The following is a 14,904-nucleotide window of genomic DNA, read 5'->3' as shown; positions in this document are numbered from 1 at the left end:
GTTTAGGGTACAAACGAGAGTAAAAGATTTTCCAAGACCAATTTGCGATTCACATTTTCATCGAGGAGCTTTTTGCTCTCCTCGGTGCGCTCCATGAGCTCCCATGTTCTCGCACGACGGAGAAGGATGTCAAGCGTTTCCCCAAGAAATTCACTCCCTTCAAACTTCCGCACCAGGTCAAAAACGCGGCCAGTTTGGGGGTTTTCCAAAAAGCCAAGGATGTCTTGGAGGGCCGTTTGATGCGCTTCAAAGTAGGCCGCGTCCTCCAGCAGTCGCTTCAACTTTCCGGGTCGGCCCATGGCAAAAAACAGGAGCTGATCCTCAAACACATGGCCGTCCGTCATCACCTTGAGCTCTCGTTCCGGTACGGTTTGGAACTCCACTCGGTGGCAGCGGGACTCAATGGTGGGCAACACCGCTTCATCCCGATTCGCCGTTAAAAAGAAAAACACACCTTCACCGGGCTCTTCCAGAGTTTTGAGCAAGGCATTGGCCGCCTCCACCTTCATCCGGCCGATGTTCTCGATCACAAAAATAAGGTAAGGACTGCTGTGGCTTTGTGCGGCACGCGCCACGATGTTTCGCACTTCTTCAATCGGGAGTCCTTCCCCGGCATCCAGGAACAAAACCGTGTCCGCGTGCGCGCCTTCCAGTATCTGTTTTTTTAAAATCACCTGATCCTCGGCACCTTGCAAAAACACACTCAAAAGCAGGGCGAGTTTGGTCTTGCCGATGTGCTCCGGCCCCACAAAAAGCTGAGCGTGGTGGAGCCGCCCATTGGCCGCCGCCTCCTTCAACTCCGCAAAAAGTTCTTGATGCCCAATAAACATTAGAGTTTGCTTAGCCAATAAGGTTCCTGACGAATCAAAAGCTCTCTCGCCTTGCTCGGGTCTTTCATACACAGTTTCACCAGGTGTTCCATCTGAACTCCGGTTTGGGACCCTTTGGCCAAGACCGTGTCATGCCTCTCCAAAATATTGCTCAAAAATTGCCCCGCTTCTTTAGAGCTTTTAAAGGTATGGATCATGGAGGCAGACATGCCTCCGCGCTGTGCTCCTTCGGCAAGTTCCCGTGCCCGCTCACCCACCGCCAAAAGCATATCTGCGTGCTCCGCCGCCAATTTCCCAATCTTAATATGCTCACTCTCACTGAGCTCACCCAGTTCATTCATGGTGCCCAGGGCCGCAATCTTTCGTCCATGGAACAAGCTCAAAATTTCGAGCGCTGCCGCCGTGGTGTCCGGCGACGCATTATAAGAACTATCGATAATCAAAGAGCCCTCCTTCCCCTCAATCTTATTCATCCGCCCCGGCGGCAAGTGATACTCCCTCAGTGCCAAATCAATGGCCTTCCAAGGCAAGCCCTGAATAAAGCCCACCGCAATGGCGGCAAGCACCATGGTGGTGTGTTGGCGCCCCAGCACATGAGGCAGCACCACCGGCATCTCTTTGTCTTCATACTGCAGGGTAAAGCCAAGCCCATCCAAGCCCATATGAACCGAAGTGGCACGCAAATCACTGCCCTCCTCGGTCCCAATGGTCACGGCGCGCGCGGGCAAATGCCCCTCCAGCTGCCGCACAAAAGGATCATCATGATTCAAAACCACCCATCCTTCTTTGGGAACCGCCGCACACGCTCTCGATTTTTCGCTAAAAATGGCTTGTCGATTTGGGAATTGCCCCTCCCCCAAATGCACATTTTTAACATTCAAAAACACCATAATATCCGGGGTCACCGCCTCTAAAATCTGACTCATTTCTCCGGGTCGATCCACCCCCATTTCCAACACCAAAACTTCATATTTTTCAGGAGTTTTAAAGGCATCTGCCACGGCCTTTAGCAAAATCTTCCCCCATGCCGATGCCGAGGAATAGCCGGATTTAAGTCCCAAAATGGTCAGAACCACCCCGAACTGAGAGTTCAGATTTTTCTCACTCTTCTTGGTCACAAATCGTCGACTGAGCACCTCATAAATCACCTCTTTGGCACTGGTTTTCCCCGCACTTCCGGTGATCCCCACCACAGTGGGCCGAATGATTCGGAGCTTCCGCTTCGCCAAAATCTGCAGGATTTTGAGTACCCAGTCTCTTAAAATGGCTTTCATAAGCGCTTTTTAGTGGCCATCAGATTAGCAGAAAAAGTGCCAAAAGGCCAGCCTTCTGTTTATCGTTTAGCCTCTTCCACCAGTTTTTCGAATACGGCGGGCTCATGAATGGCCATTTCGCTCAGGGTCTTGCGGTCGAGCGCAATTTGCTTGAGAGAAAGCTTGTACATGAACTGGCTGTAGGAAATTCCGAATGGACGAACGGCTGCGTTGAGGCGTGCAATCCACAGACTTCGGAAGTCGCGCTTCTTGGTCCTGCGGTGACTGTACGCATGCATGCCCGCTTTCATGACGCGTCTCTTTGCGTGTGTATAGAGACGGCCAGATACTCCTCGGAATCCTTTAGCCGCTTTCAAAATTTTATTGTGGCGACGGCGTTGTACCGTGCCGCGTTTGACGCGTGCCATAGAACTAAAGGGTTAAAAATGCGGCCTTAGGCGGGGCAAACTGCCATGGGCCAGCGAAATAAATAAATTAAAGTTGCAAAAGTGCATTGAGCCGTCCTTCATCACTCTTGTGAATGGCGGTCTTGCCTCCTCCCAGATTTTTTTGTCGGGAAGACTTTTGCGAGAGACGGTGCCTGTGGGCAGCCTTCTCCATACGGATCTTACCGGTTCCGGTTCGGTCCGTTCGCTTCTTCGCACCGGAGTGCGTTTTCTGCTTTCCAACTTTTCCCATGCGTCCCATTATTTGAGGGGTGAAAGAATCATAATCAGGTTGTATCCCTGTTTTTTTGGCTCTTGATCAATTTTGGCGATTTCTTTGAGAGAATCGCGTATGGTGATCATTTTTTCGAGCGCTAGGTCATAATGTGTAACCTCTCTTCCGCGGAAAATCAAGGTGAATTTCAGAGAGTTGCCTTCTTCCAGGAAGCGTTTAGCCTGATTCAGCTTCACCGCGATGTCATGATCTCCGGTTCGGAGACTCAGACGAATGCCTTTCACTTCGCGGCTCTTTTGAGAAGCCTTATGCTTTTGTTCCAGTTTTCTTTGCCTATACAAGTACTTTCCAAAGTCGATGATCCGGCACACAGGGGGGTGAACCGTGGGGGAAACTTCCACCAGGTCCAAACCTTGCTCTTTAGCCAGGGCACGGGCCTTCTCAATGCCCATGATTCCGGCCGGACCGCCCTCCTCTTCCGAGATGAGACGAACCGTCAGAGCACGGATCTCTTCGTTCTTACGAAGCTGTTTACTTATATAATCAAGTTAAAGACTTCGCGTATTTTAAGAGGTAAACAGGAGAAAGTCAATAGAGCAAGAGGTTCCCCGTGAGCACAATACTCTCCACGACCCCAAGCCATTGAATGGTGGTCTCGGTATCGGACCAGGTGAAACCTCCGGCGCGTACCACGCCATCCGTAGCAGAACCCAAATCAATGGAGAAAGTAAGAGGGTCATCAAAACCGGCATCTTCATCGAGAAGGGCCGCCGTACTTAAGTTGAGCGTCAGTGTTTCAGTCTCGCCCTCCGCAACCTCAAAATCCGTTGGAACAAACGCAGCCTTAGCATGAGAACTATCAACAAAGCTGATCACCGCACTCGCCACAGTAATTCCACTCTCCTTCAGGTAAGCGGTCACCACCGCATCGGTGTCAAAATCCGCGTCAGAACTCATGTCCACAGTAATCCCTTCAATCTCCACTCGTTCCCAGTCATCCGCCGTAACATGGAAAATAAAAGCATCATCACTGCTGCTCACGGTGCGGGTTCCGGAAGGAGAACTGCTGGCGACGCTGAGCGTGGGCTTGGTTTCATGCACATGCATGAGATTTGTAGAACTTAAGAATCCTCGTCCGGGCAAAGCGTAGAGCAAAGGGTCGTTGTCTTCGTAATGGTTATCACCCGCGTCATCCATCATCACCACCATCACTCGATCACTCACGCCAACCGTACCTCTTGGCCAAGCCGTAACAATGAAAACATCCTCGGAGCTGCAAACGCCGTTCCCGTTGTCGTCCACGCAAACTACGGTTCCGACAGGAAGTTTATTGGCATTGTCTGAAGTCCCGTCATCCACGCGGAGTGCCGCGCTGCCCCCCACTCGAACCGAAGGAGCTTGATTCCCCGCCAATTCCACAATGCCATCTCCACTCGTATAGGAAGCCCCACCAAAGTCCACCTCTGCAGGGTTCAACGCTTCACCGCTGTCCTGACCGACCGCTTCAAAATTATTGAAGGCAAGGTTCAGTCCAATAAGTTCGCCGGAAGTGGCGCCTCCGCTGGTAATGGGATTGAGATCCGCCAAAACAGTCACCGTCGCGGAGTCATCTTTTTCCACAAAAATATCGAGTCCGGAAAACTGAGCGGTTCCATTCACAAGGGCTGCCGAAGCCACGGTCTCCAGTCCGCTGGAGTCGATATAAGACAAACTCACCTCAGCAATATTATTGTCAGCATCCCCAAGCGCAGCCGCACTCACACCCGATTGAATGTTGTTCACGCTGAGATCGGTCACGGTAAAGGCTTCAACGGTGCTGGTGAAACGGTAGGCGGACGACTCAACGGCGCTGCTTCCAGCCACCACAATGTCTTCAGGAGGAGTGCTGGGATCCACAGCAACCGTGAGGGATCCATTTTGCGCCGTGGTGACGAAAGTGGTTGAAGCGTTGTTGGCGGAACCGGAAGGGATGAGGGTAGACCCATCCACATCTTCAGCCGTAACCCAAGCCCCACTGGGGAGTGCAAAGGAAATATTTTCCGGATCAAAATTTGCATACGCCAAAGAAGACAAGTCTCCCATCACATAAAGCGTTTCGGTGTTTCCGGCCTCAATGCTCCAGGAGAAATCGCCAAAGGTGGCTCGGTAAGAAGAGGACTGAACGGCCTCCGGTCCTGCAACAAGATTACCCGCTCCGTCTTCCAGCCATACGCTGCTCACGATGGAGCTTAAGCGAGTGCGATGGTCGCTAGCATCAAAAGTGGAGTCGAAGTCATTGGCATCCCCTTCATCATCCAAACGGCCCTGCACAAGCAGATCGGTGACGGTACAATCACTGGCCGCACCGCAGTCAAAATTCATTCCCACAAAGGGGACATCATCAGCGTTACGGGTGTAGAGATTGGATCCGGTAACCGGAACGCTGGCCAAAGAAATGGTCAAGCTGGGGACGCCTGCTGCGTGAGCGGAGCTGACCACAGAGAACTGAAGGACCAATGCCAAAACCAAAAACCTCGCAAAGAAGGTTCTAAAGGAGGATAGAGAGGTCACCATAGAAAAGGTGTTAGGGGTAAAATCAGAGACTGTGACGGCGGAGGGAAAAGAAAGATTACAAGTTTACGCCCTAAACCGCTTGTCATCAAGGACGAATTATTGCAGGAGCTCAAAAGCACATTTAGGCAAGAAGTTTTGTGTAAGGAAGTCCGCCACCACGCGTCACAGCAGACGAAGCCTTTATTTCTAACCCTTATTCTATGAAACGCTTCCTCGTTGTTCCCATCTTGCTTGCCAGCATGGTGCTCACGCCTCTTGCATCCGCTTCTTCTAGCGGAGGGGATAAACCCTTCGATCGCCACCAAAAGGAGGAGCCCTCCTACATGTTTTGGCTTCATCAGCCTGAAGCTGTGGAGTTGATCGCCGAAGCCTTTGACCTCGATACGGATGCCGTTGAGGCAGAGTTTGAATCCGGCAACACCCTTAGAGGTATGGCCGAAGAGTACGGAATTGCAAAGCCGGAGTTCAAGGCATTGACCTTTGATCTCAAGGCCCTGCACCGCGCATGGATTCGTGCCCACACGCAGTACCGCATGTAGCTCTTAGCCAGAGAGCTAAAAGCAAGAGTTAGGGAAAAAGCCCCGCCATCCGGCGGGGCTTTTTTATTTACTTAATTGTAAAGGTAGCCACGGCCGGTAGAAAGCCTACGCCGGGGAGGGCGTAAAGGATGGGATCCCCATCATCATTAACCTGGTCTCCGCTATCATCTACAAGAATCCCACTTACAGTGTCCTCCGTTCCTTCCTTGCCGCTTGGCCATGCCGTTACGACGAAGATATCTTCAGCAACACAGCTAGCAGAGTTGTCATCGTCAACACAGAGGAGCGTTCCAACAGGAAGTTTATTCGTATTATCTCCAGACCCATTATCGAGAATGAAGGTGACTTCAGAGCCTAGATCACCAGAAAGGGTCTGGCTGCCATCCATTTCAAGAGCGTTGTCGGCATCGGTATAGGTAATCTCCCCAAAGTCTAAATCTAGGGTAGGATCGAGGCTTGCATCTATCTTTTCTGGACCAAAAACAGAGCCCGTGCTTTGGCCAACAGCTCTAAAATTATTGAAGGCTAAGCTGGCGCTCAAAATAGAGCCGAAGGTAGCCCCTTCCGCTTCCGTTTTGAAGTCAGCCTTAACAGTAAGTGTGGCTGAGGAGTCCGCAGGGATTACAAAGTCGAGATCCTCAAAACCAGCAGTTCCTGAAGTTGGGCTTGCCGTATCTGTTCGAGATCCGCCTAAACTGTCCTTGTAGACCAACTTGATAGACTCAATATTGTTGTCGTTTTCCCCCAAATCTTCTACCAAAATTCCTGATTGCGAAACATTTATAGACAAGCTTTCAACCACAAAATCCTCCGGTTCCACATCCGAAGTGATGGTGGGCTGCGTGAAAGAGTAGACAGCCAAGGTTACATCCGAGCTTCCAGCCGTCGCAGAACTATTGCCACGAGGGGTGCTCCGTGCGAAATCTACATTTATCGAAGATCCACTCGAAGTACCTGAAGGCATCTCTTTACCAATGAGCTTAATTGTATCAATGTAAAAATCATCCTCTGCACTCAGTGTGTCAGCGTCGTTGAAGCGAATACCCACAACAGAGTCTAGCGTATCTGTTGCCATTGGCATACGAACACTTTCAGCATTGTACCAAACTCCTTCCTGCAAGTATCGAGGTGAGCCTGTAAAGTTATAACGACTCAAGGTAGTGGTGTTGTCTTCTGTGCCATCCCAGACATCAGCCGTGAAAACAGAAAGTTCTTCGGGAAACAAAGTGTCGGCAGCGCCATCATTGTCGTCCCAGTAGATCCAGAAAGAAACCGAGTTAAACTCCGCGAGCTCACCCAGATCTGCACCAAAGCCCACTGAATCCCCCACAGTATTGACAGCCGTAACTTCACAAGAAGACCCATCGTGACTGATGGTGGTGTTTGCGCTCGTGGTTAGCGTTGTTCCCATAACGCTGTAGACAGCACATGTTTCCAGCTCAACGGCAGAGATGCCAGGTTCACCTGAGGGCCCAAATCGGCCCTGGAGGAGCGCGCCGGAAGTAAATCCATAAGCAAGGCCGCCCAAAACCAAAACGGCAAGAGCAAAAATAATGTACTTTTTCATATGTTGGTGTGGATAAAGTGGCTTTAATCTAACAAAACTTAAACCTCTTGGAAAACCAGATTCAGGTGAAGAGGCTTGTCTTTATCCCTTTCTGTGCTTTAATCCTATTATGACCATTCCCCGACGCAAAACTCGAACCTGCACCATCGGTGTGGATCCCGCGCGCCAAGTTAAAATTGGCAGTGAGCACCCCGTGGCGATTCAAACCATGTGCATGGGAAAGACGGAGGACATCGAGGCCACCGTGGCCGAAATAAAAACCGTGGAAGACATCGGCTGCGACCTCATTCGTTTGGCCATGCCGAGTTTTGATGCGGCCAAAGCCATCCCGCTGATTAAAGCAAAAACCAAACTCCCCATCGTGGCGGACATTCATTTCGACCCGCGCCTCGCCATCGCTGCGCTCGACTACGGCGCGGACAAAATCCGCATCAATCCCGGGAATTTTTTTGACCGCTCTTATCTTGAAAAAGTCATTCTGCTCGCGCAAAAAAAGAACGCCGCCATGCGCATCGGCGTGAACGCCGGCTCCCTTGAAAAAGACCTGTGGGAAAAACACGGCGCCCCCACGGCGGAGGCTCTGGCCGAATCCGCCCTGCGCTGGGTTAAGTTTGTGGAAGATCTGGGCTTCACCAATTTCGCCGTGTCCATTAAAAGTGAACGCGTCCCCGTGATGGTGGAGGCCTACCAAAAATTCGCGCAAGCCACCGCCGACCGCCCGGACGCCCCGCCACTCCACCTCGGCGTCACCCATGCCGGCCTCCTAATCCCCGGCACCGTTAAAAACGCCCTCGGCATCGGAACGCTGCTCATGCAAGGCATCGGCGACACCATCCGCGCGTCCATCACCGACGACATTGTGAAAGAAGTGGAGGTCTGCAAAAGCATTCTCAAATCCATCGGCCTTTACAGCAAGGAACCGGACATCATCGCCTGCCCCACTTGCGGCCGCATCGAAGTGGATCTCCCAAAAATGGTGCACGAAGTGGAAGAAGCCACGCGCCATCTCAAAAAACCCGTGCGCATCGCCGTGATGGGCTGCGTGGTAAACAGTGTGGGCGAAGCCAAAGAATCCGACTTTGCCATCGCCGGCGGCAAACACGCCGGCGCCCTCTACTACAAAGGCGAACTCTACAAAGCCAATGTCCCCGAAGCAGACTTGGTGCCGGAGTTGCTCAGACTTATTGACAAAAAGACGAAGTAGCGTATTATCGACCCTCGCTCCTCGCTCTTAATTCTTAATTCCTAGTTAACCATGTCACCACAATTAAATTCAACTGATAAGGATCAGGTAGAGGATATCGTCAAAACTGGATTTGAGTCCTCAAGAGAAGCAAATGCCGGTCTCTTTGGGGAGCCTGGTGTGCCAACCCTGCCTGGGAGTAAAGAGACTATAGATCATATCATTCGTACGATGCAGGGGGCTCTTTCGAAAGGGACGATTGACAGTTTGAGGGAGGGAGGGGCTGAAGTTATGTATCAAAACAAGCTGGTCTCTCCAAGAGATAGACTTGATCTTGTTACAAGACTAGTGAATGGGCAGCCCAGAAGAATGGGGACTGAAGCAAGCCCACAACAAGATTTAGATTTGGATGCAGAGGATCAATGGATAGGATCTTATTTAGCTGATAATAGGCAGCCACAAGGCGAAGAACGCTTTCGTAACATTAGGTTATCTCCGCCCCCATCGAGAGTGCAAAACCCTACTTGGTTTGGGGAATTAGTCCATGGAGCCCAGTCCGTCACAAAACCTCAAGGATGGGATGATTCTAGTCTTACTTCAGACGATAGGTTTAGGATCTTTTGGGAAAAAAAGAGAAGAGATGGAATAAGGGGTACAGACATCCACACATGGGCAACTTTAACGGCTCTTGGGCTCCGTGAGGGGAAACCACTTGATATTAAGTTTCGGGATGACAGAGCGGACACCGAAGAAAAAACGGAACTTCACCCCACTTTCCTAGATGAAGAAGGCTTTTATGAGTTCGGCTACACTTGGGGTAGTGACAGGACGGGTGCAAGGTGGACGAGCCCCAGCCATTTTGCCGCTATTATTGGTTATTTCCGCCCGGACTTACGCATGCCTTGCTTAGATATGTTAGGTATTCTTACTGTGAAGGCCAAGCAAGTTTTCGAAACGAGAGCGAGAGGATATACGGAAAAATTTAAAATAGGCCCCCTCACCTACAGCAGATCCCACTCATATACAGATACTAGATTACTCGAAACGACTGCGGAAAAAGTTTCGTATCCAAGGCCCGACCTACGATTTCGCGCCTCATTTGATGTGCCCCTTAATTTGAATCGCTAATGAGGACAATAAGTGCCACATATGATGGGCTGAGGCAAGCGTGTGATGGAGCTCTTGAGGGAGGGGGAATTCCTTTAGATCCGCAATTGGTAAGGAAGGTTAGGGTGGCTTTAGCTAGGGGGACCGGTTTAGCAAAAATCCACGAGAGATATCCTGACTTAGAGGCAATAGTAAACCATACGGAAATCGTTCAAGCCCGTAAGGAATATTTGCTGGCAGTTCAGGAGTGTATGAGTCGATTAGGTGTTGATAAAGAACGGGAAGAGATCCCTCTTCGTAGACTTGACCTCCAAGCATTGGAAGCGGTTTTAGATAATGATGGCCCTTATTTGAGTGATGCAAAAATTGATTCTATGGGGATAAACGCAGCTTTGGCTAGGCTTCGTACAAATAAAATTCTTATAGATAAAAGAGATAAGAGGCTACCAGGACGGGGTGAACCTCCACACCTTTCTTTAAAAGACCTTTCTTCTGAGGAGCAACAGGCTATTAGAGCATGTCCAGAAATATGGAATCTACTCCCACATCAAGACGCTAGGTTTCATGTACTGCTACGAGTGATTCAGAATTCCTTGAAGGGGAAGAAGACCGGAAAAGCAGAGCTGGCCACCTTATTAAGGAGCGCAGGTTACACGCTAAATCCCAATAGTATCTTTGCAGTGGCTCGATCATTAGAAGCCGTGGGATTCAACTCATTAAAATTTTGTCAGGGACGACTTACAGAAAGAGACCTTGTGTTAATGGACCCCGCTGACCGTAGTAAATTGCGCGAGGGTGTGAGGAAGAAGGATAACTTTGTTTATTGGGTTGAATTGAACGATCCAATTACTGATTCTGAGCGTGACGAGCACACTGAGACAGTGTCGGAGGACCTATTGCCACAGTTGGTCATTCCAGTTTTAGCTCAATTCATGGAGCTGTGGTCAGCCTATCAGAGCCCGCCCCCTCTACAAAATTGCCTGGAGGAACTTTCAAGACGCCTGAAAAAAGTACCAAAAAACTGGCTTACGGAAGGCAAACTGACACAAGTGAGTTTCAATAATTCTGATAAGCCAGAGGATTGGAATTTTGTTTTTACAGTCCAAAATAGTATTTAATGTGCATGTTTTTTCACTGAAATGATCAAGAAAATCCCAAGGCTCATTGCGGCCACTACTTAAGAATTCGCCAGGTGCAGATGATCAAAACGATCACAAGCAAAGCACTCACCACGCCAAGGCTCGAGTAGAATAGCGGTCCCGAGGCGTCATAGGTGCTCGCTGCGCTTTCATCCCAAAGCTTGGTCTCCCCCAGTTCGGGAAGTTTGCTGAGATAGTGTGCAAAGGTGAACACCACATACGAGAAAAATGAGCTCACGGCAGCCAGCCCCAACAAAAGGAGGCCAGCGACAACCCTGAGTAGAGAAGGGCGATTTTTCATAAGACCAAGTTTACATAAGCTTTTTGCGATGGGCAATTTTGGGTTTATGATTGGCTTCAAAGAAGTAGACAAGCCAATTTATGAAAACCCTAGCCCTCTTCGGCTCCACCGGATCCATCGGTAAGCAAACCTTGGAGGTGCTCCGTGCCTTCCCAGGTGAGTTTGAAGTAGTGGGACTCACGGCGCATAAAAATGCCGAACTACTGGCTGAACAAGCTGGTGAGTTTTTAAATGAGAATGGCTTAAGTAAGCCACAAATCGAGGCAAAATCTGTGCGTGCGCACAGATTTCCACGCGGAGCTTTTCTCGCACCCACCCCCGAGCAAGTCGCCGACCTCATCGCTCGCGCCGATTTCGTCGTCAATGCCGTGCCCGGCTTCGACGGCCTCGCCATTTCGCTCGCCGCCGTGCGCGCCTCCACACCGACCAGCCCAAAAATTCTCCTCTCCGCCAACAAAGAATCCCTCGCCATCGCAGGGAAATTCCTCCGAGCGGAAGCGCAAAGAACTGGCGCCGAAATCCGCCCGCTCGACAGCGAAGCCTCCGCCATTTGGCAACTCCTCACTGAAGCCGCACCCACAAAAAACAACCCAATTTCCTCCGTCACCCTCACCTGCTCCGGCGGCCCATTTTTTGGCAAAACCACCGCCGACCTCGCCCTCGTCACACCCGCCCAGGCCCTCGCCCACCCAACCTGGAAAATGGGCCCAAAAGTCTCCATCGATTCCGCCACTCTCATCAACAAAGTGCTGGAAGTCTACGAGGTCCACAATCTCTTCGACATTCCGCTCAAAGACATCCACATTAGGGTCCATCGCCAAAGTTTGGTGCACAGCATGGTGCACACAAAAACCGGCGCCACCCGCATGCACATCACACAAAACGACATGCGGCTGTTTATTTCCTACGCCCTCCACTACCCCGAACAGCCCAAATGCCCCTGGCCCATCCAGCGCGCGCCCAAAAGCCAAATGGATTTCACCCCGCCCGACAGCGAGACCTTCCGCCCCCTCAAATGGCTGAAGCTTCACGCGGGCAACCCCAACTTCCCCATCATTTTAAATGCCCTCAACGACATCGCCGTGGCCCGTTTTCTTCGCGGCGAAATGACCTTCCTTGGGATTTATGATTTCATCGAAGCCGGCCTGGACCGCTGGCTCTGGGAAACGCCTCCGAGCACTCTGGAGGAGCTACTGGAGTTTCATGAAAAGATCACCCATCATTCATCCGAACCGCCGGTACGCATAAGCTCCAAGGAAAGTAGAGGAGCCGATGCTGAGGGTTAGCGCAGCTATGACCAAGAATTCAAATCCATGGAGTCCATTCGGCAGCCCAACGGCAAACCAAAGGAGGAGGATGGGGACGATAAAAAAAGACAAAAAGCCAACCGCTCGAAGTTTTCCTCGAAAAATTGCTTGGAACACACTGCCACCCGCAAAAAAAGGGAGACAAAGAAGGAAGAAAATATTCACGGAAAAAGCGGGGTAAGAGTCGTACACATTAAAACCAAGCGGCAGAAGAACGAAAATCAAAACAACCGTCAGCCAGGCAGCGCAAGCAAAAAGGAAACGAAGAAAAGTATTTTTCATAAAGAGGATCAGCGAGGATTCAACAAAACCCGAAATCTTTCAACAAACGCTAAGCAGACACGGAATTTCGTAAGGAGGTTCCGCGTCCCACTAAGCTCAGCATCAAGTTCATCCATCGCAGCACGCAAAGCGATCAAAGTCTGTTTTTCCCTTATCAGTGCCACGAGTGCTTGTGCCGCTTTGTGTTGGGCCACCATTTTGTCCTCTTGAGCCCTAGCAGCCTCCATCTTCGCCGCCGCTACTCGTGCATCTGCGTCCGCCAAATCTCCGGCCGCCACGGTTGCCACCGCAGTGCAGTAAGACTGCAGTATACGAAGGAGCTGCGCAGCCTCTTCCGGAGTGCTTGGCTCTATCTCTGCACCCGTCAAAACAGCCAAATTAACCATTTGATTCAACTGTACGCCATCGCCGGGAGAATTTTCATCCATCGCAGGGAAATTTACCAACAAAAATCGAATTCAGCAATAGCCCTTGCGGTTTAAAGCCCCCAAGCAGTAGAATTCAAAACCGTAACCAAACAAGTATGTCAATCAACACGCAGCCCACTGCCCCGCTCACAGCGGAAGCCGCCACGGCCGTAGATCACTCCCATGGATCAATCAATGCAGCCCTCCAAGAACTTTTAAACGCCGCCCTCAGCAAGCTTCCCAAGCAAGATCAAGAAAAGATCAATGCTCGCACGGATCTGGATTTAACTCTTAAAAGGGTCTTGGCTGAAAATATTTTTAATAAACGAATGGGAACGCTGGAAGGAGTGGAATCTGTCGAGCAAGGAATCCGCAGGCTAATAGCTGGGCTCCGCATTGAAGATCTCCAATCTATTCACAAGCGCTCAGTAGAAGGGCTCAAACGAGAGTTTGTAGGTGTACCCAGGAGATAAATCTCTAAGTCTTTGTCCACATGAACACCGTCATTCTTTTGGCCGCCGGGAAGTCTCAGCGAGCCGGGCAAAATAAATTATGGGTGCTTGTGGGCAATAAGCCACTTTGGACGCGGGCCTATGAAACTTTTTCAAATCACCTGGAAATCGACCACATCGTACTGGTGGTGCCCAAGGGAGAAGAATTGCGCTTTCTGCCGTTCTTGAATAACGAAAAAACACAGGTGGTGAGTGGTGGAGAGACGCGCATGGAATCATTTAAGCGAGGGCTGGTGGCCGTGGGAAGTGTGGACAGTCGCACGGTGGTGCTGGATCACAACGCCGCGAATCCTTTTGTGACCAACGAGGAAATTTCAGCAGTGCTGGAAGCCGCCAAAATACATGGGGCTGCGGCAGTTTCACACGAGTGTGTCGACACGGTATTGGAAGTGGAAAATGGATTTTATACCGCAAGCATCCCGCGCGAAAAACTTCGTCTCATGCAAACGCCACAGGCCGTTCGTGGGGACATTCTTCAGGATATTTTGAATAAAAGCGCACTGTCCGATTCCACGGATCTCAGCACCGCCCTTCTCGACTTTATTCCCGTAAAAATTCTCCCCGCCCACCCCGACAACAAAAAAATCACCACGAAAGAAGATTTGGAGCACATGTTCGACAAGGGTGAGAGGGCCTCACAAACTTTTCTTGGTGAAGATTCTCATCGATTCTCCGGCACCGGTACGCTCACACTCGGCGGCCTCTCGATTTCCGACTGTCCGGCACTGGAAGCCAATTCGGACGGAGACATTATTTTGCACGCCATCGGCCGCGCTTTGGCTCAGGCCAAGGGGACAAATTTTTCCGAAGTGGCGGACCCGCTCATGCTCGGGGGCAACTTCGACAGCCAAGATTATTTGGAGCCCCTGCTCGAGGGCATCTCCATCCAAAACATTTCACTCTCTTTGGAAGGCAGCCGCCCTCAAATAGACCCCATCGCTCCGGCCTTAAAAAGCTCCCTAGGGAGGATTTTACAGATTGAAGCTTCTCAAATTCATATCTCCGCCCACACTGGCGAAGACCTCACTCCGTTCGGCCGTGGAGAGGGCCTGCGGTGCCTTGCGTTAGTCACGCTTCATACAAATCATGAAAAAATATTTTCCTGAGCTCGGACTGCTTTCAGCCATACTCACCGTAGGAATGTTGGTGGTGGGGAGCAACAACGCTCATCTCGCTGAACTTCAAGCTTTTTCAATTCTCCCGCTCATGACCTCCATCGTATTTTTTTTCTTGGCGTATAGAA

Annotated in this window: 15 protein-coding genes and 1 pseudogene; 7 read left to right on the top strand and 9 right to left on the bottom strand. The window is 50.7% G+C overall.

All coding sequences use genetic code 25. The features are described 5' to 3' along the window. Positions 1-2 precede the first annotated feature (2 nt). The 6 genes and pseudogenes from WC777_02075 to WC777_02050 all read right to left on the bottom strand — a co-directional run bounded on the left by WC777_02075 (position 3) and on the right by WC777_02050 (position 5,317). The gene (locus WC777_02075; GenBank protein MFA6023981.1) at positions 3-830 is read right to left on the bottom strand and encodes a hypothetical protein; all 828 of its coding nucleotides are present in this window, start codon (positions 828-830) and stop codon (positions 3-5) included. Further along, positions 830-2,104, bottom strand: a complete 1,275-nt coding sequence (gene murF / locus WC777_02070) for a UDP-N-acetylmuramoyl-tripeptide--D-alanyl-D-alanine ligase (protein MFA6023980.1) — start codon at positions 2,102-2,104, stop codon at positions 830-832. The genes WC777_02075 and murF overlap by 1 nt, the downstream gene beginning before the upstream one ends. A gap of 59 nt (positions 2,105-2,163) precedes the next feature. Next, positions 2,164-2,511, bottom strand: coding sequence for a 50S ribosomal protein L20 (gene rplT / locus WC777_02065; GenBank protein ID MFA6023979.1), 348 nt, complete (start codon positions 2,509-2,511; stop codon positions 2,164-2,166). Positions 2,512-2,578: 67 nt separating this feature from the next. Further along, positions 2,579-2,782, bottom strand: coding sequence for a bL35 family ribosomal protein (locus tag WC777_02060; GenBank protein MFA6023978.1), 204 nt, complete (start codon positions 2,780-2,782; stop codon positions 2,579-2,581). Positions 2,783-2,790: 8 nt separating this feature from the next. Continuing rightward, a pseudogene (infC, locus tag WC777_02055) lies at positions 2,791-3,285 on the bottom strand (translation initiation factor IF-3). 10 nt (positions 3,286-3,295) lie between these two features. Then, on the bottom strand, positions 3,296-5,317 hold the full coding sequence (locus WC777_02050; GenBank protein MFA6023977.1) for a hypothetical protein: 2,022 nt from the start codon (positions 5,315-5,317) through the stop codon (positions 3,296-3,298). A 200-nt stretch (positions 5,318-5,517) separates the two neighbouring features. Between WC777_02050 and WC777_02045 the strand changes: the two genes are divergently transcribed. Then, a complete protein-coding gene (locus tag WC777_02045; protein MFA6023976.1) occupies positions 5,518-5,856 on the top strand; it encodes a hypothetical protein in 339 nt (112 codons plus the stop codon). 67 nt (positions 5,857-5,923) lie between these two features. On the opposite strand, the gene WC777_02040 is transcribed toward WC777_02045, so the two are convergent. Continuing rightward, positions 5,924-7,423 carry a hypothetical protein gene (locus WC777_02040; protein ID MFA6023975.1) on the bottom strand — a complete coding sequence of 500 codons (1,500 nt, stop codon included), beginning with the start codon at positions 7,421-7,423 and terminating at the stop codon, positions 5,924-5,926. 109 nt (positions 7,424-7,532) lie between these two features. Between WC777_02040 and ispG the strand changes: the two genes are divergently transcribed. The 3 genes from ispG to WC777_02025 are packed head-to-tail and all read left to right on the top strand — an operon-like array spanning position 7,533 to position 10,831. Next, the gene (gene ispG, locus WC777_02035) at positions 7,533-8,627 is read left to right on the top strand and encodes a flavodoxin-dependent (E)-4-hydroxy-3-methylbut-2-enyl-diphosphate synthase (GenBank protein MFA6023974.1); all 1,095 of its coding nucleotides are present in this window, start codon (positions 7,533-7,535) and stop codon (positions 8,625-8,627) included. Positions 8,628-8,678: 51 nt separating this feature from the next. Further along, a complete protein-coding gene (locus WC777_02030; protein MFA6023973.1) occupies positions 8,679-9,734 on the top strand; it encodes a hypothetical protein in 1,056 nt (351 codons plus the stop codon). Continuing rightward, positions 9,734-10,831 (top strand): hypothetical protein, encoded by a 1,098-nt coding sequence (locus WC777_02025; GenBank protein ID MFA6023972.1) that lies wholly within the window; start codon positions 9,734-9,736, stop codon positions 10,829-10,831. Before WC777_02030 ends, WC777_02025 begins: the two co-directional genes overlap by 1 nt. Before the next feature lie 55 nt (positions 10,832-10,886). On the opposite strand, the gene WC777_02020 is transcribed toward WC777_02025, so the two are convergent. Further along, positions 10,887-11,153, bottom strand: a complete 267-nt coding sequence (locus WC777_02020) for a hypothetical protein (protein ID MFA6023971.1) — start codon at positions 11,151-11,153, stop codon at positions 10,887-10,889. Between the two features lie 80 nt (positions 11,154-11,233). Between WC777_02020 and WC777_02015 the strand changes: the two genes are divergently transcribed. Further along, the gene (locus WC777_02015) at positions 11,234-12,439 is read left to right on the top strand and encodes a 1-deoxy-D-xylulose-5-phosphate reductoisomerase (protein MFA6023970.1); all 1,206 of its coding nucleotides are present in this window, start codon (positions 11,234-11,236) and stop codon (positions 12,437-12,439) included. 5 nt (positions 12,440-12,444) lie between these two features. On the opposite strand, the gene WC777_02010 is transcribed toward WC777_02015, so the two are convergent. After that, positions 12,445-13,170, bottom strand: coding sequence for a hypothetical protein (locus tag WC777_02010; GenBank protein ID MFA6023969.1), 726 nt, complete (start codon positions 13,168-13,170; stop codon positions 12,445-12,447). 95 nt (positions 13,171-13,265) lie between these two features. On the opposite strand from WC777_02010, the gene WC777_02005 reads away from it, so the two are divergent. Both WC777_02005 and WC777_02000 read left to right on the top strand, forming a co-directional pair. Continuing rightward, positions 13,266-13,622: a hypothetical protein gene (locus WC777_02005; protein ID MFA6023968.1), complete on the top strand. Its 357-nt coding sequence runs from the start codon at positions 13,266-13,268 to the stop codon at positions 13,620-13,622. Between the two features lie 20 nt (positions 13,623-13,642). Beyond that, positions 13,643-14,902, top strand: a complete 1,260-nt coding sequence (locus WC777_02000) for a 2-C-methyl-D-erythritol 2,4-cyclodiphosphate synthase (GenBank protein MFA6023967.1) — start codon at positions 13,643-13,645, stop codon at positions 14,900-14,902. Positions 14,903-14,904: the final 2 nt, after the last annotated feature.

Source organism: Candidatus Gracilibacteria bacterium, from assembly GCA_041661045.1.
Taxonomy (GTDB): Bacteria; Patescibacteriota; Gracilibacteria; order UBA1369; family 2-02-FULL-48-14; genus 2-02-FULL-48-14.
The sequence above is the reverse complement of the archived record's forward strand: the minus strand, read 5'-3'. Positions and strand labels throughout refer to the sequence as shown.